The 24,443-nt window shown below is 55.9% G+C and carries 19 protein-coding genes and 1 other annotated feature; of the genes, 1 reads left to right on the top strand and 18 read right to left on the bottom strand.

Features of this window, described 5'->3' with window-relative positions; translation table 11 throughout:
• Positions 1-2: 2 nt before the first annotated feature.
• From YWK_RS0104335 to YWK_RS0104325, 3 genes are all read right to left on the bottom strand, one after another.
• Positions 3-1,319, bottom strand: a complete 1,317-nt coding sequence (locus YWK_RS0104335) for a bifunctional folylpolyglutamate synthase/dihydrofolate synthase (RefSeq protein ID WP_026963831.1) — start codon at positions 1,317-1,319, stop codon at positions 3-5.
• 67 nt (positions 1,320-1,386) lie between these two features.
• Positions 1,387-4,053 (bottom strand): valine--tRNA ligase, encoded by a 2,667-nt coding sequence (locus YWK_RS0104330; RefSeq protein WP_035465976.1) that lies wholly within the window; start codon positions 4,051-4,053, stop codon positions 1,387-1,389.
• 39 nt (positions 4,054-4,092) lie between these two features.
• Positions 4,093-4,309, bottom strand: a binding site (T-box leader).
• 78 nt (positions 4,310-4,387) lie between these two features.
• A complete protein-coding gene (locus tag YWK_RS0104325; RefSeq protein ID WP_026963829.1) occupies positions 4,388-4,882 on the bottom strand; it encodes a hypothetical protein in 495 nt (164 codons plus the stop codon).
• Between the two features lie 203 nt (positions 4,883-5,085).
• On the opposite strand from YWK_RS0104325, the gene YWK_RS22090 reads away from it, so the two are divergent.
• Complete coding sequence (locus YWK_RS22090) at positions 5,086-5,247, top strand: hypothetical protein (protein WP_169727138.1); 162 nt, start codon at positions 5,086-5,088, stop codon at positions 5,245-5,247.
• Positions 5,248-5,300: 53 nt separating this feature from the next.
• On the opposite strand, the gene YWK_RS0104315 is transcribed toward YWK_RS22090, so the two are convergent.
• From YWK_RS0104315 to tig, 15 genes are all read right to left on the bottom strand, one after another.
• Entirely contained in the window at positions 5,301-6,587 is a 1,287-nt protein-coding gene (locus tag YWK_RS0104315) for a phosphotransferase (protein WP_026963828.1), read from the bottom strand.
• Positions 6,584-7,573 (bottom strand): hypothetical protein, encoded by a 990-nt coding sequence (locus tag YWK_RS22085; protein WP_169727137.1) that lies wholly within the window; start codon positions 7,571-7,573, stop codon positions 6,584-6,586. The genes YWK_RS0104315 and YWK_RS22085 overlap by 4 nt, the downstream gene beginning before the upstream one ends.
• Before the next feature lie 27 nt (positions 7,574-7,600).
• Positions 7,601-9,193, bottom strand: coding sequence for a LysM peptidoglycan-binding domain-containing protein (locus YWK_RS0104305; RefSeq protein ID WP_026963826.1), 1,593 nt, complete (start codon positions 9,191-9,193; stop codon positions 7,601-7,603).
• Between the two features lie 254 nt (positions 9,194-9,447).
• On the bottom strand, positions 9,448-10,740 hold the full coding sequence (gene hemL / locus YWK_RS0104300; RefSeq protein WP_026963825.1) for a glutamate-1-semialdehyde 2,1-aminomutase: 1,293 nt from the start codon (positions 10,738-10,740) through the stop codon (positions 9,448-9,450).
• A gap of 46 nt (positions 10,741-10,786) precedes the next feature.
• Positions 10,787-11,764, bottom strand: a complete 978-nt coding sequence (gene hemB, locus YWK_RS0104295) for a porphobilinogen synthase (protein ID WP_026963824.1) — start codon at positions 11,762-11,764, stop codon at positions 10,787-10,789.
• Between the two features lie 32 nt (positions 11,765-11,796).
• Positions 11,797-12,588, bottom strand: a complete 792-nt coding sequence (locus YWK_RS0104290) for a uroporphyrinogen-III synthase (protein ID WP_026963823.1) — start codon at positions 12,586-12,588, stop codon at positions 11,797-11,799.
• Between the two features lie 12 nt (positions 12,589-12,600).
• Positions 12,601-13,533: a hydroxymethylbilane synthase gene (hemC, locus tag YWK_RS0104285; RefSeq protein ID WP_026963822.1), complete on the bottom strand. Its 933-nt coding sequence runs from the start codon at positions 13,531-13,533 to the stop codon at positions 12,601-12,603.
• Between the two features lie 22 nt (positions 13,534-13,555).
• Positions 13,556-14,371: a cytochrome C assembly family protein gene (locus YWK_RS0104280; RefSeq protein ID WP_026963821.1), complete on the bottom strand. Its 816-nt coding sequence runs from the start codon at positions 14,369-14,371 to the stop codon at positions 13,556-13,558.
• Positions 14,372-14,382: 11 nt separating this feature from the next.
• Positions 14,383-15,801, bottom strand: a complete 1,419-nt coding sequence (gene hemA, locus YWK_RS18295) for a glutamyl-tRNA reductase (RefSeq protein WP_084453491.1) — start codon at positions 15,799-15,801, stop codon at positions 14,383-14,385.
• Positions 15,802-15,972: 171 nt separating this feature from the next.
• Complete coding sequence (gene yihA, locus YWK_RS0104270) at positions 15,973-16,644, bottom strand: ribosome biogenesis GTP-binding protein YihA/YsxC (RefSeq protein WP_026963820.1); 672 nt, start codon at positions 16,642-16,644, stop codon at positions 15,973-15,975.
• Entirely contained in the window at positions 16,641-19,055 is a 2,415-nt protein-coding gene (gene lon / locus YWK_RS18290) for an endopeptidase La (protein WP_035465974.1), read from the bottom strand. The genes yihA and lon overlap by 4 nt, the downstream gene beginning before the upstream one ends.
• Before the next feature lie 193 nt (positions 19,056-19,248).
• Positions 19,249-20,943 (bottom strand): ATP-dependent protease LonB, encoded by a 1,695-nt coding sequence (gene lonB / locus YWK_RS0104260; protein ID WP_026963819.1) that lies wholly within the window; start codon positions 20,941-20,943, stop codon positions 19,249-19,251.
• Between the two features lie 115 nt (positions 20,944-21,058).
• The gene (clpX, locus tag YWK_RS0104255) at positions 21,059-22,333 is read right to left on the bottom strand and encodes an ATP-dependent protease ATP-binding subunit ClpX (RefSeq protein WP_026963818.1); all 1,275 of its coding nucleotides are present in this window, start codon (positions 22,331-22,333) and stop codon (positions 21,059-21,061) included.
• 86 nt (positions 22,334-22,419) lie between these two features.
• Positions 22,420-23,007 (bottom strand): ATP-dependent Clp endopeptidase proteolytic subunit ClpP, encoded by a 588-nt coding sequence (clpP, locus tag YWK_RS0104250; RefSeq protein ID WP_026963817.1) that lies wholly within the window; start codon positions 23,005-23,007, stop codon positions 22,420-22,422.
• 131 nt (positions 23,008-23,138) lie between these two features.
• The gene (tig, locus tag YWK_RS0104245; protein WP_026963816.1) at positions 23,139-24,431 is read right to left on the bottom strand and encodes a trigger factor; all 1,293 of its coding nucleotides are present in this window, start codon (positions 24,429-24,431) and stop codon (positions 23,139-23,141) included.
• Positions 24,432-24,443 lie beyond the last annotated feature (12 nt).

The following is a 24,443-nucleotide window of genomic DNA, read 5'->3' as shown; positions in this document are numbered from 1 at the left end:
CCTCACATCGTAAATTCTTCCGATTGTTTCATAGCCTTCCTCGCCTCGTGCACGGTATACAATGATCCCCAACAACACACAGGGTACTTTTCCGCCAACGCGATGCGAATCGCATCTTCCACCGAACCGATAACGTCCAGTTCCACATCACGGCGCTCGCTTCGAATCAGTTCCGCGAGCGACTCTGGATTTCTGGCCCTGGATACGGTTGGTGCCGTGACAATCACCTTGCGAGCATAAGGCAACGCCGAGCGCAACATGGCGTCTGCGGCTTTGTCATTGAGAATCCCTATCACCATGGTCCAGTCTGTGGGCGGAATTCCATGCGCTGTCGAAAACTGCCTCAATGATTGTACCATGCGTTGTACGCCTTCGGCATTGTGCGCTCCGTCTAAAATCACAACTTTGCCATTATGTTCAAATGTCTCAAAGCGGCCTGGCCAGCGAACTGCGGCCATCACTTGGCGGATGGCTGTATCCGACAGCGTCTGATATCCACCTAGCTCGCAAGCCACCTCGTACATGGCCAGCGCGACCGCCGCATTCTCCATCTGGTGTACACCGTAAAGGCCAAGGGGAACTGCCCATACGTCTCGATACAGACCGCGGTAATGCATGAGAGACTGTGTGGGGTTCACTGGGATCTCCACAAAGTCTCTGCCGCGAACGTGCACCGGAGCGCCCACATCCGCGGCAACATCTCTGATGACTACAAGCGCTTCTCCGCGCGCCCCTGTCACGAGGGGCACCCCTGCCTTGATAATTCCTGCCTTATCATACGCGATTTGGCGCACGGTGTCGCCTAGGACATCCATATGATCCAGACTCACGTTGGTGATACCGGTCACCAAGGGAGTCACGACGTTGGTCGAGTCGTATCGGCCGCCCAGTCCCGTTTCCCACACGACCACATCCACGTGCGCGTGTTTGAAGTAAAGTATCGCCATTACGGTCAAAACTTCAAATTCAGTCAGCGGATCTTCCGGAGTGACCTGTTCACATACATCGCGCACCTGACTCGCCAAGGCCACGAATTCGCTCTCGCTCATCTGTCGCCCGTTCACCACGAACCTTCCTCGATATCCGTCAAATGCCGGAGAAGTAAATGTGCCAACCCTGTGGTGAACGGACAACAGCGCCGTCAGAAACGCGCACACAGATCCTTTTCCGTTTGTACCCGCCACGTGCAGGAACCGCAACCCTTGCTCGGGATGCCCCAGAGCGGAAAGCACTGCCTGCGTGCGCCCTAGTCCTGGGTGCATCCCAAAGCGCTTCAACGACTGCATCCAGTCAATCATCCTGTACTTATCTACCGACATAATGTATTCTCCTCACTGCGCCGCGGTCACTCTAGGAATCTGCCGCAGTGCATGTTCGGACGTAAGCCTACCCGCGCAGTGCGGAAATTCGCTCTTGAACAGCCGCAAGTTTGGCTTTGTAATCTACCGCCTTGGCTCGCTCTGCCTCCACCACATCCGCGGGGGCTTTCTGAACGAATTGCGGATTCCCTAACTTTTTCTCCACGCGATCCACTTCCGACTGCAACCGAGCGACTTCTTTTTCAAGCCGCTCCAGCTCGACTCGAATATCGACCAAGTCGGCCAGCGGCAAGAATACTTCGGCGTTGGTCACAACCGCAGACATCGCCTGTTTGGGAACGTCCACCGCTTGTCCAATGGTCAGCGACTGTAAATGACAAAACCGTGTGAGGTAATGCTTGGTCTGATTGAACAACGCCGCTGTATCCTCGTCCGCCACCCGCACAAACATCGCGACGGGTTTGCTCGGTGCCACGTTGAGTTCTGAACGAATGTTGCGCACGGCGCGAATGGTCTCCATCAATACGTTCGCCTGACGCACAGCGTGGGGTGCGTGCCACTGTGGATTGACTTTCGGCCACTCTGCCACAATCAGCGCCTCGCCGGGAATCGGCAACGACTGCCAGATTTCCTCTGTGACAAACGGGATAAACGGATGCAGCAAGCGCAGCAAGGAATCCAAAACGTGCACAAGGACCGCACGCGTTTGCGCCTTGCGAACCTCGTCGTCACCGTACAGCGCAAGCTTCGAAAACTCGATGTACCAGTCGCAGAAGTCATCCCACGCAAAGTCGTACAGTACCCGACCCGCTTCACCAAAGTCGTACCGCTCAAGGTGGTTGGTGGCGACTTCAATCGTTTCGTTCAACCGATGCAAGATCCACCGATCCGATACATCGAGATTGTCCGCGTCGAGCGGAGGCAAGTCTACACCGTCTGGCAAGTTCATCAGCACAAACCGCGACGCATTCCAAATCTTGTTGATAAAATTGCGCGAAGACTCCACTTTCTCCCAGTAAAACCGTTGGTCGTTCCCGGGCGAAGTCCCCGTCGCCAGCGTGAAGCGAAGCGCATCCGCGCCGTACTTTTCAATGACTTCACGCGGATCCACACCGTTACCGAGGCTTTTCGACATTTTTCGACCGTCGGATGCGCGAATTAATCCGTGCACTACGACCTCGTGGAACGGCATTTTGCCAGTAAACTCAAGACCAGTGAACACCATGCGCGCAACCCAGAAGAACAGAATGTCGTAGCCGGTCACGAGGGCGTTGGTCGGGTAGAACCGAGCCATGTCGGGCGTCTCATCCGGCCACCCCATGGTCGAAAACGGCCACAGTCCAGATGAAAACCACGTGTCCAACACGTCCTCGTCCTGGTGAATCTGCGCGGAATGACAGTGCTGACACTCCGTCGGGTCTTGCATCGAAACCGTAATGCCTTGACATTCGTCACAGTACCACGCTGGGATTCGGTGGCCCCACCACAGCTGTCTGGATATACACCAGTCGCGGACGTTTTCGAGCCAGTGCAGGAACACCTTTTCGAAGCGTTCCGGCACAAACCGAAGTTCCTTTCTGGACACGGCGTCCAATGCCGGTTTCGCCAACGGCTCCATACGGACAAACCACTGATCCGACAGGAACGGCTCGACCACCGTGTCACATCGGCTGCAGTGTCCCACCGCGTGGTTGAGCGTCTCGGCATCTTTGAGGAACCCTTGTTCTTCGAGCGCCTTCACCACCGCAGCGCGACCTTCTTCACGGGACATGCCCTGGAACAGGCCTGCCATGGCGTTCAAGCGGCCATCCGCGTCAATGCATTGCGGCATCTCGAGGTGGTGGCGCAGACCGACTTCGAAGTCGTTGGGATCGTGCGCGGGTGTAATCTTGACGCAACCGGTGCCAAATTCTTGGTCCACGTATTCGTCAGCAATCACAGGAATTTCTTTGTCGGTAAGCGGCAGTCGCAGCCGTTTTCCGACCATATCCTTGTACCGCTCATCCTCTGGGTGAACGGCAACCGCCACGTCCGCAAACATCGTCTCGGGGCGCGTGGTCGCCACTGTGACCGAACCACTGCCGTCGACGAGTGGATAGCTGACGTGGTAGAGCTTCGCTTCGACGTCCACGTGCTCCACTTCAATGTCCGATAGTGCGGTGGCACACCGAGGACACCAGTTGATGATACGGTTCCCCCGGTAAATCAACCCTTTGTTGTAGAGGTCCACAAATACTTTTCGGACCGCTCTGGACAAGCCTTCGTCCATGGTGAATCGCTCGCGCGACCAGTCACAGGAAGAGCCCAAGGCGCGGATTTGATTCGTGATCTCGTGTGCGTACTTGCGCTTCCAGTCCCACACGCGTTCGAGGAACTTTTCACGCCCCAGTTCGTGGCGCGAGACGCCTTCCTCCTCCATCAACGCCTTCTCCACCCGCGCTTGCGTCGCAATCCCTGCATGGTCCGTTCCGGGCAGGAACAGCGCATCGTGACCTGCGAGACGCTTGTAGCGGATGATGGCGTCCTGGAGTGTGTTATCCCAGGCGTGGCCGAGGTGCAAAAATCCAGTGACATTCGGCGGTGGCATGACAATGGAGAACCCCGGCCTTTCGGGATGATGGCCGGCCTTGAAATAGCCGGACTGTTCCCAGAACGCGTAAATCCGCTGTTCTACAGACGCCGGATCATACACGGTTGGCAAAGATTTTGTCCCATTCTCACTCACGGGAACGATTCCTCCTCACATCGGGGTCAAAATAAAAACCTTTCCGTCCTTCAGGACGGAAAGGTTGATTTCCGCGGTACCACCTGACTTTTGCACGGGATCTGCGAAACATCCGTGCAACACTTGACCATTGATAACGGAATGACCCGGTCGAACGACAGCTCCGAGACGACCTTCGAGTGATACTCTGGAACGGCTCGCAGCCAATGACCGTTCTCTCTGTACAGAGTGGATGCACTCTACTCCTTCTCTTCCTCGCCCAAAACGTAAAGTTGAATGTACGTAACATGATACAAACATACGCTTTGGTGTGTCAAGCGGCGTCGCGCGAAGTGAAACCGTTTCAACGTTTCTTCCGCTTTTTCTTGCGGTGTATGCGTCGGGGCGGTACGGGCTTGTCCGCAACCATTTGCGCTCGGCGTTTCTCTTCCAGCTCCGCTCGCTTCTTATCCGACCACTGCGACAGGCGCAGATACCCGTACGCGAGCGTAATGCCAAGCAACAGGGGCAATGCCAAATACTCGAGGAGGAACTGCCGGACGATGTGTTGCTTTGCGGCTTGTTGAACCACCGCCGGCTCAAAAATCAGGGCCAGCGCAGCGCTGACGACAAACATGGAAAAAACACCGAGCAGCGCGTTTGCCAACGTTCTCTCCTTGGCCCTAGGCACCACGATATAAGAAATGACGAGGACGGCCATCGGCAGGCTGACAAATAATGAGTAGTGAATGACGTACTTCAATAACAGCTGCACAATGGCGATGCTCATGACGGAAAGACCAATGAGCCTCCAGTACCATCCGTTCCAGATGCCTTTGTCTGTAGTGTATTCGCTCATCAGAACCTCCACGCATATGTTCCGCGACTTGCACAGGAATGCACCATCCGCAAAACGCGGTCTTTTTCTCGTCTCATCTTATCAGAGACGCGCCCGCTTTGTCATGAACTCCGACTGCATCGTCTGCGACGAAAGGTTGACCCGTGTCACAAGCTTGCATATACATACCATAGTCTGTGCTCCACAGAGGGGGACGAGGACACGTGGGGTTCTTCTACGCACTTGCACGGTTTGTCAAAGTGATCTTGGCGGTGGCCATCTTTCTATTGTTTTTGCGCGCCATTTTGTGGCCAAGTGCCATTGACTTGTTCGTTTTGCTGCTCCTGTTCATCGTATTCGTAGCCATGTTTCTCGGGGCACCGTAGCGCATACCCACGACATTGCGAAGGAAGGACACTCCGTGGAGTGTCCTTCCCCGTTATTCCCGCTCATCGGCCGGTGTGGCGTCTCCCCATAGCTTGGGGCGATGACTGGCAACGCGGCTTGGCGTTCGACGTTTCGCCCGCGCGTTGTTTGCGCGGCCTGGTAGCGGTCTTTTTGGCCGCGTTCGGGCCTCCACTCCGGAACGGAAGTCCCCGGCCGGCGCTTCGTCCGCTAAGCTGACCTTCGATGGGACCTGTCTATCTTGCACCAGGATGGGGTCTGCCTGCCAGGCGACTGGCCCCGGAAGCAACTGAACTGGGATTTCGCGCGAGTCCTCAAATACCTCCTGCACAGCGACCATGCGCTGCACATCCATGTTCAGTGACATCTCAAGCGCGTGCACAAACTCCTCTTCCGCCCAGTCCCTAGAGCGCTGGAAGTACCACGAGACCACCTGCATCGAGCGCAGCGGCACGGTGAGCAGCGCAGCGAGGATTTGACCGTCCTCTGGGTAACGGCTCGCTTCCCGATAACGTTCCAGTGCCGAGGCCAGCACCGCCGGGTCCCAGTCGTAAGCTGGCATGTATCTGTGCAAGTACAGAGCGGTGTCCATGAGCGGGAGACCCGGGTACACTTTATCGTAGTTCCAGACGGTGTATGCGCTATCGTCCAAGATTACGTTGTGGCAGGTGTAATCCCCGTGACACACCCACCCTTGTTCGCGCGCCGCGCCGTCGACCGTCGGGAAATCGGCATCCTCGAGGCGCTGGAGGGACCCCAGCAAGCGTTCAAACAAGTCCTGTGCATTCGCGGCAAATACCCGCTGAAACGAAGTTGTTTCCTGTGCGCTTTGCGCCATCTGGCGATATCGCTGCAACACTTCCGCCGCGCGTCGCATGCGCGTCACAAATGACGTCCGCCGCGGCACCTCAATGCCTTGCGGTCGACATCCAAAAGCAGCTTCGTGCCACTCACCCAGAATCCGCATCCCATCGAAGAGCTCGTTTGTCTTCTGGACGTCCAATTCGCGCCCAGGCCGCCACGCCGTCATGTAGTACGTGCCAGTCGAGTGGAGCACGTACGGATCTCCGTACCGAGTTCGAATGAACCGAGGCACGTTCGGAAATCCGGACTTCGCCACATACTCTGCACAAAGAAACGACCAGTCCAAGTGAACGGCCTTGTGGGCGCCTTTCTTCAACACTCGAGCCCCGCTTTCGGTTTGCACTTTCAGCAGGTCGCGCACAATGCGCGCTCGAATCGGAACGCAGTTGTATTCCTCCAACACCTCGAGGTCAGCCCCGTAGGCTTCGATGGCACCAAAGGGATCTGGAGTACTCACGTCATCCTCCCCCTTCGTTCCAATTGCTTTAACAACGTGCGCGCTACGCTGTACTGCTGTTGCGCCTTGACCACCCAACGCTCCGGTGACGAATCCCCAACGGACGGGCAGCTGCGCACCACAGCAAACGCCTGGTGTGGAAACGCGGTGAAAGCATAGACGATTGCTTTCTCCTCTGGGGTGATTTTCATCTGCTTGGCGTACTGTTCCACTGCCTCTATGACCCCATCCGCGTGACCCCGAGCACAGATGTCTTGACAAAACGAAGCGAGGTCATAGAGTCGAGTGTCCGCTACAGGATCTGCGGATTGCAAGGTAGCCATCCTTCCATTTCGCAGTCGAATCAGGTTGGACAGCCGGTACTGATTCCAGGCTATCTCCTGACTGGCCCGCCATACGCGTGCCACTTCCTTGTACCCCGCGCTGACCAAATGACGAATGGAAGCCTGAGCGAGGTCCTCCCACTTCGTCAGCCATTCAGACAGTCGCTCGTTTTCTTTCGCACGCCCAAGCATTTTCTCTACACCGAGCCAACGGGCCCCTTTCTGAAGCGCCTCGAGCCACCGGTCCGACCGGTCCTCTGACGAAAACAGGTCCGTGGGGAGGGACGCTCTGTACCCCTCCACCGCCCGATGCAGGTGGCACAGGTTGTCAATCCCGTCCATCACGTCGCGGAACGATACATTCAGAGGCGGTCCAACCCAGGCATCTGTCAGATAAAACACATGGTCTTCCCCAGCTGGAACGAATCGGTCGTGATATAACGTGAGCAAAAACCGCTGCGTACGCCGGAACTGTCTGTGCGCCGCGTAATCCGCAAGGGACATGCGCGATATGGCCGACGTCTCCGAAACCACGCGCCCTTCGTAACTCCGGGTTGACGTGTCCACACGGAAACGCCCGGGTGCCAAGGGAGACACCCGGGTGGAACGCACGCCGTATGGCTGCAACAGCGGTTCGAGGTCTGACACATCGGTTAGACTCATCTTGTCACCGCCTGTCGGGAATGGCGACTAGTGCACCAACGTGGACGCAGTGCTAGGGATGAGCAGGGATCTCCCAGGATACACAGGCTCGTCGGTGAGTCGGTTGACGCGCATCAAATCGGCTTTCGAACAACCGAGTCGCTCAGCAACCAGCTCCAGTGTTTCCTCTTCCATCACAATGGCGAACCGCAACGTGTGCGCCGCTTCCGGTCCATTGAAGTCGACAAACGACCACAAGTCTTTGTCGACATGTGTCGTTTCGTCTCCCCAATCCTCCTGTTTGACCGATGGTGTGTGCTCTGAACGCGCGAAGTCATCGCTGTCCAGGTCGACATCGCTTGACTGGCTCGGCCCTAAGTCGCTGCCCACGCGCACTGTCGGTACAAAACCAGCCGTCGCGTGAAACTCATCATCGCTAAAACTCCGGGACGGGACAAAGTCCTCGGTTGACTCAGCCGGAAGTTCCGGCCCGGCCTGAGACTGAGACAATTCAACCGCACTGACTTGATGCTCAAACTCAAATTCGACCACCGGAGTCGACGGTGGTGCCGATTCATCCGTCTGGTGGTCCTCCGCCTGATCTGTCAGCGACTGACCGTCCAAGACGTGGTCGAGTGACCGCAACTCATCTTTGTCCGACGCAGGTTGTGAATCCGCTGTGCGCTGCCGCTTCTGGCGAGCACTCGATTCCGTTTCGTGCCGCTGATGTTCTCCAGCGTGAGACTCAGATTTCATATCGTCTCCCCGACGTTCTTCTGGAGCATGGGACCCCAGTTCTGACTCAGCACGGCTGTTTTCACGAACGGATGATTCACTGTCATGCGCATCCAATGGTTCGTGGCCACCACGTGCATCGCTTAGCGCTTCGACTTTTCCCTGAAGCTCACTCGTGCCCGCATCCTCGTGTCGTCCACCAGAGTCCGCTTCAAATTGGGAATGCTCTACGCCTCTCGCCCACTCCAATTCACGTTCCACGCTATCTGCCGATACGTCTTCAAAGGCATCGTTGGTGCCCGGGGAGTGCGACGCCATAGACGGATCCCCATATACCGTCGGATCCGCCAGTGCTGGCGGCTTGCCAAGCGTGGGCGATTCCCCCCGGGTGGCGGCTGTGTCGAAATCCGTGTCCCAGGACGGATCAAAAAACAAATCCCCAGCTTCCTGCGCACCACACTGGAAGTGGTACCCTTGGCTTCCGTTCAGTCCCACGATATTGAGGTCGGCCACGACGCGGATCCACCCCGTGCTGATGACCTCCAAATTCCATGCCGCAAGGCGACTGGCCACGTTGACAATCCCGCGCGGCTGTGAGTTGACCGGGACACGAAGTACGAATGGCATGCGATGGTGCACGTGTTTTGCAATCGAACCGCCGTCGAAGTCGATGGACAGGGAGTCAAACTCCCCTGCCTCTGCCCCACGTTCCACCCCTTCGCCCGCCAGATAGCCCGCAAAGACAATGGCCCCTTCCAGGACGTAGGCGTCATCCACACGGTCAAACGACGTCACCTCGGTCGCCACGGTGGCGTCTTCAATCACGTCCCCATCGCGAACCGTGTCGATAAAAACTTCCTGATCTACGGATAATTGAATCAACGGGGCACGATCCGGCTCGCTCATACGTTCCCCTCCTCCTCGCACGATGTGGCGGAGCGACAAGAACACCGGCCGCTCCGTACAAACGTTCGTGACGATGTTCAGCCTCTCACTGTATGACTGTATGCCCTCGGGCGAGCCTTTATGTCGTGCCCATCCATGCCACCGTAGTGCCCGGTGTCCACGCACAAACAGCCCCTTTCGGAGCTGTTTGTGAGGTCCATACGATATGTTAATGGTCGCCAACCCGCGGGATGGCGATTCGCGTTCTCATTCCGTCATCCAACCTGGCGAAACGCGCTCACCATCGCTTCTTGGGTCAGATTCAACTCCGTTTCTCCGTGTACGGCAGACAAGAACCCTGACTCCAACTGAGATGGCGCGAACGACACGCCGTTGTTCAACATCGCGTGGAAAAATTGAGCATACCGCTCTTTATCACACTGGCTGGCTTGCTCATAATTTTCCGGAGAAGCATCGCGGAAAAACAAGCCGAACATACCGCCGATGGCGTGACCTGAAACCGGAATACCGCGCCGCTTTCCCTCGGCAACGAAGGTTTCTACGAGTTTTTGCCCGTAATCCTGCATCCGGTCGTACAGTCCGCCCGCTGCAGCGTTCTTCAGCATCTCCAGGGCAACCACGCCGGCCGCCATCGCGAGTGGATTGCCAGAGAGCGTACCCGCCTGATAGACCGGCCCCTCTGGCGCCACCATCGCCATGATGTCTCTGCGACCTCCGTACGCTCCGACAGGCAGTCCCGCACCAATCACTTTGCCCATGGTGGTTAAATCGGGCTGAATGCCAAAACGGGCTTGCGCACCACCGAGCGCCACTCGGAATCCAGTCATCACTTCGTCAAAGATGAGCAACGCACCGTACTCCTGGGTCAATGCGCGCAGTTTCTGAAGGAAACCGTCTTTTGGCCGAATGCAACCCATGTTGCCTGCCACGGGTTCCACAATGACGGCAGCAATCTGCTCCCCACGTTGTTCGAACAGCGCCTCAATCGCCGGAATGTCGTTGTAGGGCACGGTCAACGTGCCTTCGGCTGTCTGAGGAGTCACGCCGGGACTGTCCGGCAGACCGAACGTGGCGACGCCAGAACCGGCTTTCACCAACAGGCTGTCCGCGTGCCCGTGATAACACCCTTCGAACTTTACGATACAGGGCCTCTTTGTAAAGGCGCGAGCGAGGCGCAGTGCACTCATGGTGGCCTCGGTTCCACTGTTGACCATGCGCACCACGTCCACTGACGGCACAATGTCAACCACCAGCCGCGCCATGCGGGTCTCTAATTCGGTGGGCACGCCAAAACTGGTACCTTTGACCGCCGCCTCCGTGACCGCCTTGACAATCTCCGGATGCGCATGGCCCCAAATCAGTGGGCCCCACGACAACAGGTAGTCCACGTAACGATTGCCGTCGATGTCCCACAAATACGGTCCTTCACCCTTGTCGGCAAAAAATGGTGTCCCGCCCACCGCGCGGTAGGCCCGCACAGGGCTGTTTACACCACCTGGCATCACGGCCTTTGCCGACTCAAAAGCTGCCTCAGACTTACTCCGCATGCTGTCACCCCTCGTCCATCCGTGATTCACTCATCCAGCCGAATGCTTACCCTTGTTGTTTCCACCAAACGGCCGCATCTTTCGCATGATATGTGATAATAAAGTCCGCTCCGGCCCGCTTGAAGGAAACCAGCATTTCCGACACGATGGCGCGCTCGTCAATCCAGCCGCGCTGTGCGGCCGCCTTGACCATACTGTACTCTGCGCTCACGTTGTACGTGGCAACAGGCAAGTCGAACGAATCCCGGATGGTCCGCGTGACGTCCATGTACGACAGGGCAGGTTTCACCATCAGCATGTCCGCGCCTTCCTCGACGTCCGACATCGCTTCCCGCAACGCCTCCCGACTGTTGGCAGGGTCCATTTGATACGTCCGCCTATCCCCGAACGCAGGTGCGGAGTGCGCGGCCTCGCGGAACGGCCCGTAAAACGCCGACGCGTACTTGACGGCGTAGGAGAGAATGGCCACGTCGTGCAATTGATGCTCTTCCAAAGCGGAACGGATGGCAGCGATGCGTCCGTCCATCATGTCTGAAGGTGCGACCACGTCAGCGCCGGCCAATGCGTGCGAAAGCGCGGTCTTTGCAATCAGGGTCAAGCTCTCATCGTTGACAATTTTGCCGTCCCGCACAATGCCGCAGTGTCCCGTGGGGTTGTATTGACACAGGCAGACGTCCGTCATCACGACAAGATCTGGGTTCTCCTGTTTTGCAACCCGAATCGCTTGTTGGACAATGCCGTTTTCGTCGTAAGCGCTCGTGCACTGATCATCCTTGTGTCCAGGGATACCAAAGAGCAGTATTCCAGGAATACCCAATTGCGAGATCTCATGAATCTCGCGGCGAAATTCATCGAGCCCAAAATGATAGATGCCCGGCATCGCAGAGATCTCTTCTTTGCCCTTCAGCCCTTCCTGGACAAACAGCGGCAAGACTAAATCCTTGACGCTCCACGCGTGTTCACGGACTAATGAGCGGAGTCCTTCTGAGCTCCGCAATGTACGGTGTCTCACAAAGGAATTCATACATCAACACCCCTGTTTCTATGTTTCGGGCCTCACTCTAGATGACCCGCTTCGATGCACAGTGTCCGCGCAATCGATTCCACAAACCTCTCGTCAGACGGCTTGGAAGCCACGCACCAGGCGGTCAGTCCCTGATGTCGCAGCGCCTGTGCCGTCGTCGGCCCCACCACCGCGTACCGGATGTCTGCAGCCAGATGTCTCACCACGTCCAGATGACGTGCCAAGGCCTGGACAGCGGAAGGGCTATATAGCATCAACACATGAACGCCACCGCCTGCAAGTACCTCTCTCCACCGCGTCGGTGGAACGTCTTTCACGACCGTCTCGTAACAGACCCACGGTCGGACCCGGAAGCCTTGCGCCGTCAACATGTGAGCGAACGTTCTATCCGCCAGTAGACCACACGGCCACGCGATGTTCAGCCCAGGTGGATACTGCGCGGAGATCCACGCAGCCAGGTCTTGGGCTGTTTTTCCGCCTTCGGGGTAGGTCGCGTGTAATCCCAAACGAGTGGCGACGTTCGCGGTGGCAGCGCCCACCGTGACGCATGGGGGAGCGGCGTCCGCGAGGCGGCACCCGGCTTGGGCCGCGGCACGTTCCAACCCGCGCAACCCGTTGGCGGAGGTCGCCACCACTAGGTCAAACTCGCCAAGGTGTTCAACCAAGTTGAAGTCCCCGTCTTGGACTCTGTATTGGATCTCCAGCAATGGAACGGATTCCACGCGCATACCAAACCGCTGCGCCGCTGCGCACAGGCGTTCAGACGGCCCATGTGGCCGCGTGACCAACAACGTTACATCCTGTTTCGCAACGTGAGCATCCATTCACGCCATCCCCTACTCAGCAGTGGATACGGCTGCCGTCGCCTCAAGGAGCTGGTCCGCACCCTGCGCTCGAAGTCTCTCTGCGACCTCCAGTCCCGCACGGTCGGGCGCTTGATCTCGCACTTCCGCACGGAGCACCGTGCGCCCGTCAGGGCTGGCTACCAATCCGCGCAGCCAAACTTGTCCGCTGTCGTCACGCTCTGCATAGCCTGCAATCGGCACTTGGCAGCCTCCGTTCAACGCCTGCAACAAGGTGCGCTCTGCTTGAGCGACTGCGGCGGTGGCTCCGTTGTGTAGCGAGCTCAGGATGTCATTGACGCGCTGGTCGGCGCTGCGACTTTCAATCCCCAGAATGCCCTGGCCCACCGCCGGTAAGCAAACATGTGGCGGCAGGTATTCCGTAATCTTGTCGGTCCATCCCATTCGGTGCAACCCCGCAGCTGCGAGTACAATGGCGTCTAACTCCTCTTCCTCCAGCTTTCGGAGCCGAGTGTCGATGTTGCCGCGTATCGGGACAAACCGCAGATCCGGTCGGTACGCTTGCAGTTGTGCGACTCTACGGAGGCTGGAAGTGCCAATCACAGCGCCGTCCGGCAACGCGTCGAGGCTACACCCTGTCTTCGTAATGAGCGCATCCCGCGGATCTTCTCTCTCTGGAATCGCTGTCAAGGCGAGTCCTTCCGCCAGGTCAGCGGGGACGTCTTTCAAACTGTGAACCGCGAAATCCGCGTCCCCGGACAGGAGACAGGCTTCAATTTCCGAGACAAATAAGCCTTTTCCACCGACTTTGGACAGGCTCACGTCCAATATCCTGTCACCCTTCGTCACCACAGGCACAATGTCAACGCGCAGACCTGGATAACGGGATTCCAGTTGTGTAACCACCCACTGAGTTTGCGTCATCGCGAGCGCACTTCTTCGCGATGCCACGCGCAATGTCTGCATGGGAAACCCTCCCGCACTTCAGTCATAGAGTGTGGTGAAACAGCGAGAAGCTGCCAATGACAACGAAGTTCACAATGACGCCAGTGAAGCAGATGACGTTGTACCAGATCAGCTTCGAGGTGCCCCAACCGGATCGCAATCGCAAAATCAGGTAGACGCCGTACATCATCCACAGTAAGGTCGTTGCCAATGGCTTGGGGTCCATGAAAAGGAACCGTCCCAGCGTAAGCTTGCCCCAAATCGCGCCGAGGATCATCGCGATGAGCAAAAACGGAAAGCCCACGAGGATGGACCGGAACGCATAGGTATCCAATCGCTCCAGGGACGGAAGTCGCAGGTACATGCGGTTCCACCGTTTCTCTCGCAAAAACTTGTCCTGCACAAGGTACATGATAGAAAAGACGAACGCAAACGAAAACGCGGCGTAGCTCAGGATGGCACAAGTGATGTGCAAAACGAGCACGTCTCCCTGCCGAGCTGTATACACGACCCGTCCAACATGGGCAAACGCATCAAACACGACGATGGCAAACCCCAATGCGTTGGCAAAAAACAGTACCAAGTCAATGCGAAAAAACGTGTTCACAACCACAGCGACCAACAGGATGAGCCACGACAAGAGCAACATGACGTCAAACGAGGTATATACGGGCACCGCGCCGGAAGTCTGCAAGCGATGGAGCAGGACAAATGTCTCTGCCACAAACACAAGAAACAATAAAACAAGCGCCGTCCGATTGACAGCACGGCGCGGTTGAATCGCGTCAACAAACAGCAGCACAAGGCTGGCTGCGTAGCACAGCACGGAAATGTCAATGACCAATCGACTGCTCAGCATGTCCACAACCCCTAGCGGAGGACAGGGTGCAGCGTGACTTTGGACTGTGCTGACGGTTCACGCAGCAGCTGATTCCGCCACTGTTTGACCAGATCCGTGAACCCCTTCGCCTCGCCCTCGTTTTCCAGGGCGCCGGCGAAGAGCCAGCTCTCTTTGCTGTGTTTCCGCAAATCTTCATCAGTGAGGCCGAACAATTGTGCAAATACGCGCACGTGTTCCGTGCCCCCCGACGCGATGGCCAATTCCTTCATGTTTTGCACGGGATCACGCAGGAGTTGATTGACAATGCTCATGGTGTGCTTGTGAATCAACTCTAATTCGCGTTCCGTCAAGTCGGGCAACTTGCGCTTGAGGCTCTCCATCACGGACGATTGAATCGCGGTGCCCTTCGCTCGGACCGCGGCAATCAGCGGCACCACTTCCTGTTCGGACAGCCACTCGGAGTACTCCTGCAGGGCGGTCGCAATCATGCGTTCGACGACCTCCGCCTGCCGTTGCCGCTCTGCCAAGTTGGCAGCAACGACCCCTTCCAGGTCGTCGATGTCGTACAGGTACACATTGCGCAAACCGCTCACCGACGGCTCGATATCCCTCGGGACCGCAATATCTATCAACATGAACGGCTTATGGTGACGCCGTTTGACCGCCTCACTCACAACGGCTTCCGATAAAACGTAGCCCTTAGACCCTGTGGAGGAAATCACGATATCCGCTTCCGCCAGCGCATCCGACAGGTTGTCCCAGGAAATCGCAACCCCACCGAACTCCTCGGCAAGGTCTTCCGCCTTTTCATACGTGCGGTTTGCAATGTAGATTTGTTCAATCCCCGCAGAAGACAGATGTTGCGCCGTCAGTCGGCTCATCTTTCCGGCGCCAACCACGAGCACACGGTGTCCTCGGAGGTCGCCAAACACTTTCTTGGCGAGCTGGACAGCGGCATAGCTAACCGATACTGCGCTCTGTCCGATGGTGGTTTCGGTTTGGGCGCGCTTTCCAACATGTATGGCTTTACGGAACAACTGATTCAACAATGCACCCGTCGCGCCGGCGTCCGACGCGGTCAGGAACGCATTGCGTACTTGGCCGAGAATCTGCGTCTCGCCAATGACCATAGAGTCCAGACCGGACGCCACTTTCATTAAATGTGTCACAGCTGAATGTCCGTATTTCACGTACAAGTGCGGTTTCAATCCATCCGGCGCGGTGTGGCACCGGTCTGAAAGAAAGCGCACCAAGAAATCTTCTCCGGCTCGCGAGGAGTTCACCACGGCATACAACTCGGTGCGATTGCAAGTGGACAGTACAACAATTTCGAGGACTGTTCTCGTCTGTCGAAATTGATTCAGGATGTCGTCCAATTCCACATCGGAGATGCTGACTCGCTCCCGGAGTTCCACGGGCGCTGTCTTGTGATTCAATCCGACAACCATGATATGCAAGATGGGCCACCTCCTTTTCGGAAATTGGACCGCCTTCATACTTTGAACCAAGTGCGTTACTATATGATACCTTGTCACACAATCTCTTCGTCATTATAGCACTCGAGTTGTGTCGGTACATCGACAATTGTGGGGTTGGCTGGTGGCTGCCAGGACACGCTGTCACTCATTCCACCCGCGAGAGCTATCCGTGACCTCCTCAGCCTGTTGTTTGCCCCCACCACCGTGCGCCTCCCCGTCTTCCGTGGTTGACAACGTAGCCAAATCGCCAGATAGGATGTCCCACAGCGCGTCCAACCCGACATTTTTTTCTGAGGAAACGGCAATGACTGGGTACGGTGTCCGCAGGACTTTCCGGATGGTGGCCAACGAAGGGTTCACAGCGGATTTTGAGATCTTGTCCAGTTTTGTTGCAACGACGCACACAGGCACGCCAAGGGTGAGCAACCACCGGTGCGCTTCGATGTCTTGCTTCGTCGGTTCGTGACGGATGTCAATGAGGTGAATCACGCGGCGCAAAGAGTCTCGATGGGTCAAATACGTCTCCATCAACCGGACAAAGAGCGCCCGTTCCTGCTTACTGACTTGCGCGTAGCCGTATCCCGGCAAATCCACAAACCGGAACTCGTCGTTGATCCGGTAGAAATTGATCTGCTGTGTCTTTCCTGGCTTGGCGGAAACCCGGGCCAAGGATTTCCGCCCAAGTAACCGGTTCAGCAAGGACGACTTGCCCACGTTGCTTCGCCCGACAAACGCAAATTCTGGAAGTCCATCCGTCGGCCACTGCGCCGGTTTGACGGCGCTGATTTCGAACGTGGCACTTCTCAGTTTCACTGATGAGCCCCCTCTTCTCCAAACCCCTCGGTGAGGTTGGGAAGTGACCCGAACAGCGGGGACAACCCCGGTTCTTCGTCATCGACCTTGGGTAGCAACGCGTGTGCTAATACTTCGTCCATGTGCTTGACCGGTAAAAACTTCACGGCAGACTTGACCGAATCCGGGATATCTCGCAAGTCCTTCTGATTCCCTTCCGGAAATAGGATGGTGTCAATTCCTGCACGGTGTGCTGCCAAGCTCTTCTCCTTCAATCCGCCAATTGGCAACACGCGCCCACGCAACGTGATTTCCCCCGTCATCGCGACCCGCCGATTGACAGGACGGTGACTCAATGCAGAGGCAATGGCGGTGGCCATGGTGATGCCTGCCGAAGGTCCGTCCTTCGGAATGGCCCCCTCAGGGACGTGAACGTGAATGTCAACCTTCTCCGCGAAGTCCGTGGGGATACCGAGGGATTGTGCACGAGACCGCACGTACGATAGCGCTGTCTGGGCACTTTCACGCATCACATCGCCCAATTGGCCCGTAATCATCACCTTCCCCTTGCCCGGTACGACCGAAACCTCGATGGTTAACGTGTCGCCACCAACCTGGGTCCAGGCCAGCCCCGTCACAACGCCCACCTGATCCTCCTCTTCCATCACACCATGGCGGTACAGGGCAGGACCGAGGAACTCGACCAGGAGCTGTGCATTCACGGTGACTCTGCGCTTCTCGCCTTCTGCGACGAGGCGCGCAACTTTTCGGCAAACGGCGGCCACGAGTCGGTCCAGTTGGCGGACGCCGGCCTCCCGCGTGTAATCGCGGATGAGCTGCATGAGCACCTCGTCCGAAATCCTCAGCTTGTCGCCGGACAATCCGTGTTGCTTCTTTTGCTTTGGCAACAGGTGGTGTTTCACAATCTGAAGTTTTTCCAACTCGGTATAGCCCGAGAGTTGAATGACTTCCATTCTGTCCCGCAACGGGCCCGGAATTTGGTACACGTTGTTCGCCGTCGTGATGAACAACACGTCGGACAAGTCAAACGGAATTTCTATGTAATGGTCGGAGAACGCGTGGTTCTGCTCAGGGTCGAGCACTTCCAACATGGCGGATGCTGGGTCCCCCCTGAAGTCGCTCGCCATCTTGTCTATCTCGTCCAGCAGGAACACGGGGTTCCGCTTTCCGGTCTGCTTGATGCCCTGAATAATGCGACCAGGTAGCGCCCCGATATACGTACGTCGATGGCCGCGAATCTCCGCCTCATCCCGGACACCACCCAGAGAGACCCGCACAAACGGCCGATTCAAAGACGAGGCAATGGACCTCGCCAAAGAGGTCTTGCCCACACCGGGCGGGCCAGCCAAGCAAATAATCGGGCCTGCTTGCCGTTCCACCAGTTTCTGCACCGCTAGAAACTCGAGAATACGCTCTTTGACCTTTTCCAGTCCGTAATGCTCCTCTTGCAAAATACGCTCGGCTTTCTTCAGGTCAACCTTGGACGACGCAGCATCCAGCCATGGCAGTGCAAGTAACCAGTCGATGTATGTGCGCGCGACAGTGCCTTCGGCCGAAGAAGGAGGGATCCGCTCCAGTCTGTCGAGTTCCTTTTCCAGGCGCTCGACCACTTGTGGCGGCAAGTTCTTCTCCTGCATGGCTGCGCGCAATTCCTCGACTTCACCTGCACGCCCTTCGCGCTCGCCGAGCTCTTTCTGAATGGCTTTCATTTGCTCACGCAGGTAGTACTCTTTCTGCGTCCGCTCCATTTGCTTGCGCACGCGTTGGTGAATCTTCTTCTCCAGTTCGAGGACTTCTCGTTCATCCGACAGCACTTGGAGGACCTTTTCCAGGCGCTCACGGACGTCGAACGATTCCAGGATTTCCTGTTTATCGCGAATCTTTAAGGGCAAATGTGCGGCAATCGCGTCCGCCAAACGCCCTGGATGCTCGATGTCTATCACCGAAGCATAGGTTTCCTGGTCGACTTTTTTGGACAACTTCACGTATTGCTCAAATTGCTGCAACAGCGAGCGCATCATCGCCTGAAGTTCAGGACTCCTGTCGCTGTTTGAATCATCCGCATGCCGACGCACACGAACCTCAAACCACTCGTCCACCCGAGTGAACTCTTCAATCTTTGCGCGTTCAACCCCTTCAACGAGGACGCGAATCGTGCCATTCGGCAGCTTCATCATTTGTTTCACTCGAGCAATCGTGCCCACGGAATATAAGTCATCCGGGGTCGGCTCGTCAATTTGTCCATCCTCCTGAGAGGTCAACAATATCAAGTGTTCACCCACCATTGCCTTTTCCAATGCTTTGATGGACTTGTCACGCCCGACATCAAAATGTAAAACCATCGCCGGATAGACCAGCAGTCCGCGTAGCGGCAACAGTGGAAATACGTCTATCGTCTTTTCAGCAACCATGTTTTCCACCCCCGAGTCTACCCTGAAACAACATGGTATCGCGAATTCATTGATACACTACCTCCGTCGGCTGTGCAAGGACGGTTTCGAATTGGCCTTAATTGTACAAAAATGCAGTGGCAAAGTCTAATTGGGCAACCCATGCACAGCTTTCACGCCCTGATGGATCATCAGGGCGTGATACCCGAAGAGGCTACTGTGCCGAGGGAACGATGGCATTCACGGACGTGTGTGCAGCGGGGATAGAAGAATCAAAACTGTGGCTTTCATCCAGTCCACCAACCAGCGCAAGTCGCAGGACGTCTTCGATACGTTCCACCGGGATGATCTTCGTCCCTTCGTACTGCAGAAATGTCTCTTGCCAGTTCTCTTTGGGGATAATCACGGCGGAAGCGCCCGCTTGCTTTGCAGCGTCAATTTTTGCAGGAACGCCACCGACCGGCCGCACGTAACCGTGGATGGAAATCTCCCCTGTCATGGCCACCGTGTTCTGAACAGGCCGCCCGGTCACAGCAGAGTATATCGCTGTCGCCATGGCAATCCCCGCGCTTGGACCATCGACCGGCATTCCCCCAGGGAAGTTGATGTGCAAGTCGTAGTCCGCTGCGTTCACCCCGGCAAATCGGTGAAGAGCGGTCAACACGTTGTCGAGCGAACCACGCGCCATCGACTTTCTCCGAATGCTCCTTGCGCCGGAACTGAGGGTTTCCTCTTCCACCAATCCGGTCATACACACGTTTCCCTTTCCCTTCCGGGCCGCGGGTGTCGCCGTCACCTCAATCTCAAGCAGCACGCCGAGGCTTGGGCCGTATACCGCGAGACCGTTGACCACACCGACCTGCGACTGCGCGTGAATCTTGTGATCCGGGCGAGGATTCAACTGGCTAAACTGAATCACCCACTGGACGTCTTCCAGCTTGATGCAATTGCGCTGTTCCGTCAGGGCCAGGCCACCTGCGATTTGTACAATGTTCACTGCTTCCCGTCCATTGGTGGCGTACTTCGCAATCTCTTCCACGGCGTTATCGGACATGGTCATGCAAACCTTGTCAGTTGCTTTGCGGACGACCTCTGCAATCTCTTCCTTCGTCAATGGACGGAAGAAAATCTCGAGACAGCGCGACCGAATGGCTGGTGGAATGTCTTCTGGCGACCGGGTGGTTGCTCCGACGAGTCGGAAGTCGGCGGGCAATCCGTTCTGGAAGATGTCGTGAACGTGAGGGGGAATCGAACTGTCTTCACTGCTGTAGTACGCACTTTCCAGAAAAACTTTACGATCCTCCAGAACTTTCAGCAATTTATTCATCTGAATCGGATGGAGTTCTCCAATCTCGTCGATAAACAACATGCCGCCGTGCGCCTTGGTCACGGCGCCGGCTTTGGGTTGTGGAATGCCGGCCATGCCCATCGCACCTGCGCCTTGGTAAATCGGGTCGTGCACAGAACCAATCAGCGGGTCCGCGATGCCGCGCTCATCAAAGCGCGCCGTGGTTGCGTCGATTTCTACAAATTTTGCATCAGATCCGAACGGAGAACCTAGGCTCTTTTTCGCTTCTTCGAGAACAACGCGCGCCGCCGCCGTCTTGCCCACACCAGGGGGGCCGTAAATTAACACGTGCTGAGGATTCGGGCCGCACAGTGCCGCACGCAACGCCTTGAGTCCATCCTTTTGTCCGACGATATCCTTCATGGTTGCCGGCCGAGTCCTTTCGGACAGCGGCTCACTGAGTGACACAGCGCGCATTTTCCGCAGCTTGTCTAATTCCTTGCGAGACTCACGTTCTATCGCGTTGCGGTTGCTGTTTTGCGTTTTGAGCAAATTCCAGAAATATAGGCCAATCACCACAGCAAAGAACACCTGAATGACAGCCAAAATGGTAGCGCTCACGATAAACCCCTCCCTGTTTTCGCTATCAGATACCTGATAGTATTGCCCCGGAAGTGGGACCATAAACAAAAAGCGCCTGCCCGGGTGTCCCGGACAGGCGCTTGCCATTCCTGTCTTATGCAGTTTCTTCGGACTTAATCATAATCTTTGTGGCCTTACCGTCCTTGCCGAGCAAAATGGGTCCTTGTTCACGGGCGGCAGACTCCTTGGTAATGATGCACTTCTTGACGTCGTCTCGCGACGGCAATTCATACATCACGTCCAGCATGATGGATTCGATAATCGCCCTGAGTCCACGTGCGCCGGTACCGCGCTTAATCGCTTCTTTCGCGATATAAGCTAACGCGTCTTCGTGGAACTCGAGCACGACGTCGTCCATCTCCAGCAACTTCTGGAACTGTTTGACTAAAGCGTTCTTCGGCTCAGTCAAAATTCTCTTCAACGCGGATTCATCCAACATCTCCAGCGTCGTTACAACCGGTAGACGTCCGACGAACTCTGGAATCAACCCAAACTTCAAGAGGTCTTCCGGAAGCACGTGCTGCAGAACATTGTTTGAAGCGGCTTCCGTGGTGTTCCCAGCGGCACCGAATCCAATGACTTTGCGTCCCAGGCGACGCTTGATAATCGGCTCAATGCCGTCAAAGGCACCACCGCAGATGAACAAAATATTCGTCGTGTCAATCTGGATGAACTCCTGGTGCGGATGCTTTCGCCCACCTTGCGGAGGCACGCTGGCCACAGTTCCCTCCAGAATCTTCAACAGTGCCTGCTGAACGCCTTCGCCAGAAACGTCCCGAGTGATGGAAGGGTTTTCCGACTTACGGGCAATTTTATCAATCTCATCGATGTAGATAATGCCTCGCTCAGCCTTTTCCACATCGTAGTCAGCCGCTTGAATGAGCTTCAGGAGGATGTTCTCAACATCTTCACCCACGTACCCAGCTTCCGTGAGAGAGGTCGCATCCGCAATCGCAAACGGTACGTTGAGAATCCTCGCCAAGGTTTGCGCAAGCAACGTCTTACCGCTACCGGTTGGCCCAATCAACAGAATGTTGCTCTTCGACAACTCGACGTCGTCACCTTTGGACGAACGGCTGTTGATCCGCTTGTAGTGGTTGTAGACCGCAACGGACAGAGACTTCTTTGCAGCCTCCTGACCAATCACATACTGGTCAAGAATGGACTTGATCTCTGTCGGTTTCGGAACCTCTTTCAGGTCGAATTCCTCTTCTTCGCCAAGTTGTTCCTCCACGATTTCGTTACACAACTCGATGCACTCATCACAAATGTATACACCTGGTCCGGCAACCAGCTTGCGCACCTGTTCCTGCGTTTTCCCGCAGAAGGAACACTTCAGCTGACCTTTCTCGTCATTGAACTTGAACATTGCGTTCCCTCCCTTTATAAAGGACGTTCATAGATCTGTACGCGTTACGCGCCGATGAACGCCACTGTAGAGGTCCGGACAAGGTGTTACGCGCCGGTTCCCACAATCACATCGTCAATCAAACCGTATGCCTTCGCTTCTTCGGCAGAGAGGAAGTTGTCCCGGTCAGTATCCCGTTCAATTTTTTCCAACGGTTGCCCGGTCCTTTCAGACAGGATTCGGTTTAGTTTTTCCTTCGTCTTTAAAATCCAATCTGCGTGGATTTTAATGTCGGATGCCTGCCCTTGCACTCCGCCCAGCGGCTGGTGAATCATGATTTCGCTGTTCGGCAGCGCGTAGCGTTTGCCCTTTGCGCCAGCAGCCAACAGAAATGCGCCCATGCTCGCCGCCATGCCAATGCACATGGTGGACACGTCGGGCTTGATGTGTTGCATCGTGTCGTAAATGGCAAACCCAGCTGTCACAGATCCGCCAGGGCTGTTGATATATAGCTGAATATCCCGTTCCGGGTCATCCGCTGCCAAGAACAACAATTGAGCAACTACCGAGTTCGCAACATAGTCATCGATAGGCGTGCCGAGAATGATGATTCGGTCTTTTAACAGGCGAGAATAGATGTCGTAAGACCGCTCACCACGACTCGTTTGCTCGATGACAATTGGCGTCAAACTCATGACGTCCCCTCCGCACGCGACCTTTTGGGCCGCAGAGATTGTTTGCAAATCACTGGTTTGAGAAAACAAGGCACGGTATATCATCGTGCCTTGTCGCTAAAACACCCTATGTAGATTTATTGTACACGAATTCACACGATTTTGCTATGTTCCACCAGGAAAGCGACCGTCTTTTGGGTTCTTAAGTCGTTCCGGAAGGAATTCAGTCCTGGATCACGAAGGCTGAGCATCTGCTTGACGCGTTCGACCTCGAGACCCGCAGACTCAGCAATCTTCTGCAGTTCCGCATCGACATCTTCGTCAGAAGGCTCCAGCCCTTCCTTCTTCGCAATGGCCTCCAGAACCAGCGCCGTGCGAACACTCTTCTCTGCAGATTCCATGAATTGACCACGCAGTTCTTCGCGGGTTTGACCGGTAAACTCCAGGTACGCGTCAAACGGAATCTGCTGCATTTGTAACTGCTGTGCGAAGTTTTGCACCAGGTGATCCGCTTCGTGATCAATCATGACTTGCGGGATATCTACCTTCGCGGCAGCCACCGCAGCCTGAACTGCTTCGTCTTCGAGATAGCGCTTATGTTCTTGTTCCTTGCGGCTTTCCAACTGCTTCTTCAAGTCCTCGACGAACTCGTCTACCGTCTGGAAGTCACTGATTTCCTGAACGAATTCGTCATTCAGTTCACGCAGGTGCTTGCGCTTGATGTCATGCAGTACGACATCGAATTTCGCCACTTTGCCCGCAAGCGCTTTGACATGGTAGTCCTCTGGGAAGGTGACCTCGATGTCCCGCTCCTCACCAGGTTTCATACCCACCAGTTGTTCTTCGAAACCAGCGATGAACATGCCGGAACCGATTTCCAACTGATAGTTTTCGGCTTCCCCGCCTTCGAACGCCTCACCGTCGACGGTGCCCTGAAAATCAATGTTTACAATGTCTCCTTGCTCAACTTGGCCGTCCTCGACGACGTCAATTTGCGCATGTTGCTTTCGAATCTGTTCCAATTCCTCGTTGACTGCATTGTCGTCCACTTCAAACGGCTTGTCCTTGATTTCAAGCCCTTTGTAATCGCCCAACTCGACCTCCGGCTTCACCGTCACCTTTGCCTTGAAGATAAACGGCTTACCCGCTTCCAGTTGAACAACGTCCACGTCCGGCAAGGCGACTGGTTCGATACCGGATTCGCGAACCGCTTCATCGTATGCACGCGGCAACAGATAGTCCACTGCATCTTGATACAGAGACTCTACCCCGAAACGGGACTCAAACAGTTTGCGTGGAACCTTTCCCTTTCGGAAACCGGGTACATTCACACGCTGGACAACTTTTTTGAAAGCAACGTCCAACGCTTCAGAGAATCTATCTTTGTCGACCTCCACTTCGAGAACGCCGACGTTCGCCTCTGTTTTTTCCCATTTCACCGTCATGTGTCAAGTTCC

It is taken from the genome of Alicyclobacillus pomorum DSM 14955, assembly GCF_000472905.1.
In the GTDB taxonomy this organism is placed as follows: domain Bacteria; phylum Bacillota; class Bacilli; order Alicyclobacillales; family Alicyclobacillaceae; genus Alicyclobacillus_A; species Alicyclobacillus_A pomorum.
The sequence above is the reverse complement of the archived record's forward strand: the minus strand, read 5'-3'. Positions and strand labels throughout refer to the sequence as shown.

What these genes read in the sequence shown, in the direction of transcription:
- YWK_RS0104335 (WP_026963831.1), bottom strand. Translation starts at nt 1,319, where the DNA reads ATGTCGGTAGATAAGTACAGGATGATTGACTGGATGCAGTCGTTGAAG.
- YWK_RS0104325 (WP_026963829.1), bottom strand. Translation starts at nt 4,882, where the DNA reads ATGAGCGAATACACTACAGACAAAGGCATCTGGAACGGATGGTACTGG.
- YWK_RS22085 (WP_169727137.1), bottom strand. Translation starts at nt 7,573, where the DNA reads ATGAGTCTAACCGATGTGTCAGACCTCGAACCGCTGTTGCAGCCATAC.
- YWK_RS0104305 (WP_026963826.1), bottom strand. Translation starts at nt 9,193, where the DNA reads ATGAGCGAGCCGGATCGTGCCCCGTTGATTCAATTATCCGTAGATCAG.
- hemL (WP_026963825.1), bottom strand. Translation starts at nt 10,740, where the DNA reads ATGCGGAGTAAGTCTGAGGCAGCTTTTGAGTCGGCAAAGGCCGTGATG.
- hemB (WP_026963824.1), bottom strand. Translation starts at nt 11,764, where the DNA reads ATGAATTCCTTTGTGAGACACCGTACATTGCGGAGCTCAGAAGGACTC.
- YWK_RS0104290 (WP_026963823.1), bottom strand. Translation starts at nt 12,588, where the DNA reads ATGGATGCTCACGTTGCGAAACAGGATGTAACGTTGTTGGTCACGCGG.
- hemC (WP_026963822.1), bottom strand. Translation starts at nt 13,533, where the DNA reads ATGCAGACATTGCGCGTGGCATCGCGAAGAAGTGCGCTCGCGATGACG.
- YWK_RS0104280 (WP_026963821.1), bottom strand. Translation starts at nt 14,371, where the DNA reads ATGCTGAGCAGTCGATTGGTCATTGACATTTCCGTGCTGTGCTACGCA.
- hemA (WP_084453491.1), bottom strand. Translation starts at nt 15,801, where the DNA reads ATGGTTGTCGGATTGAATCACAAGACAGCGCCCGTGGAACTCCGGGAG.
- lon (WP_035465974.1), bottom strand. Translation starts at nt 19,055, where the DNA reads ATGGTTGCTGAAAAGACGATAGACGTATTTCCACTGTTGCCGCTACGC.
- clpX (WP_026963818.1), bottom strand. Translation starts at nt 22,333, where the DNA reads ATGTTCAAGTTCAATGACGAGAAAGGTCAGCTGAAGTGTTCCTTCTGC.
- clpP (WP_026963817.1), bottom strand. Translation starts at nt 23,007, where the DNA reads ATGAGTTTGACGCCAATTGTCATCGAGCAAACGAGTCGTGGTGAGCGG.
- tig (WP_026963816.1), bottom strand. Translation starts at nt 24,431, where the DNA reads ATGACGGTGAAATGGGAAAAAACAGAGGCGAACGTCGGCGTTCTCGAA.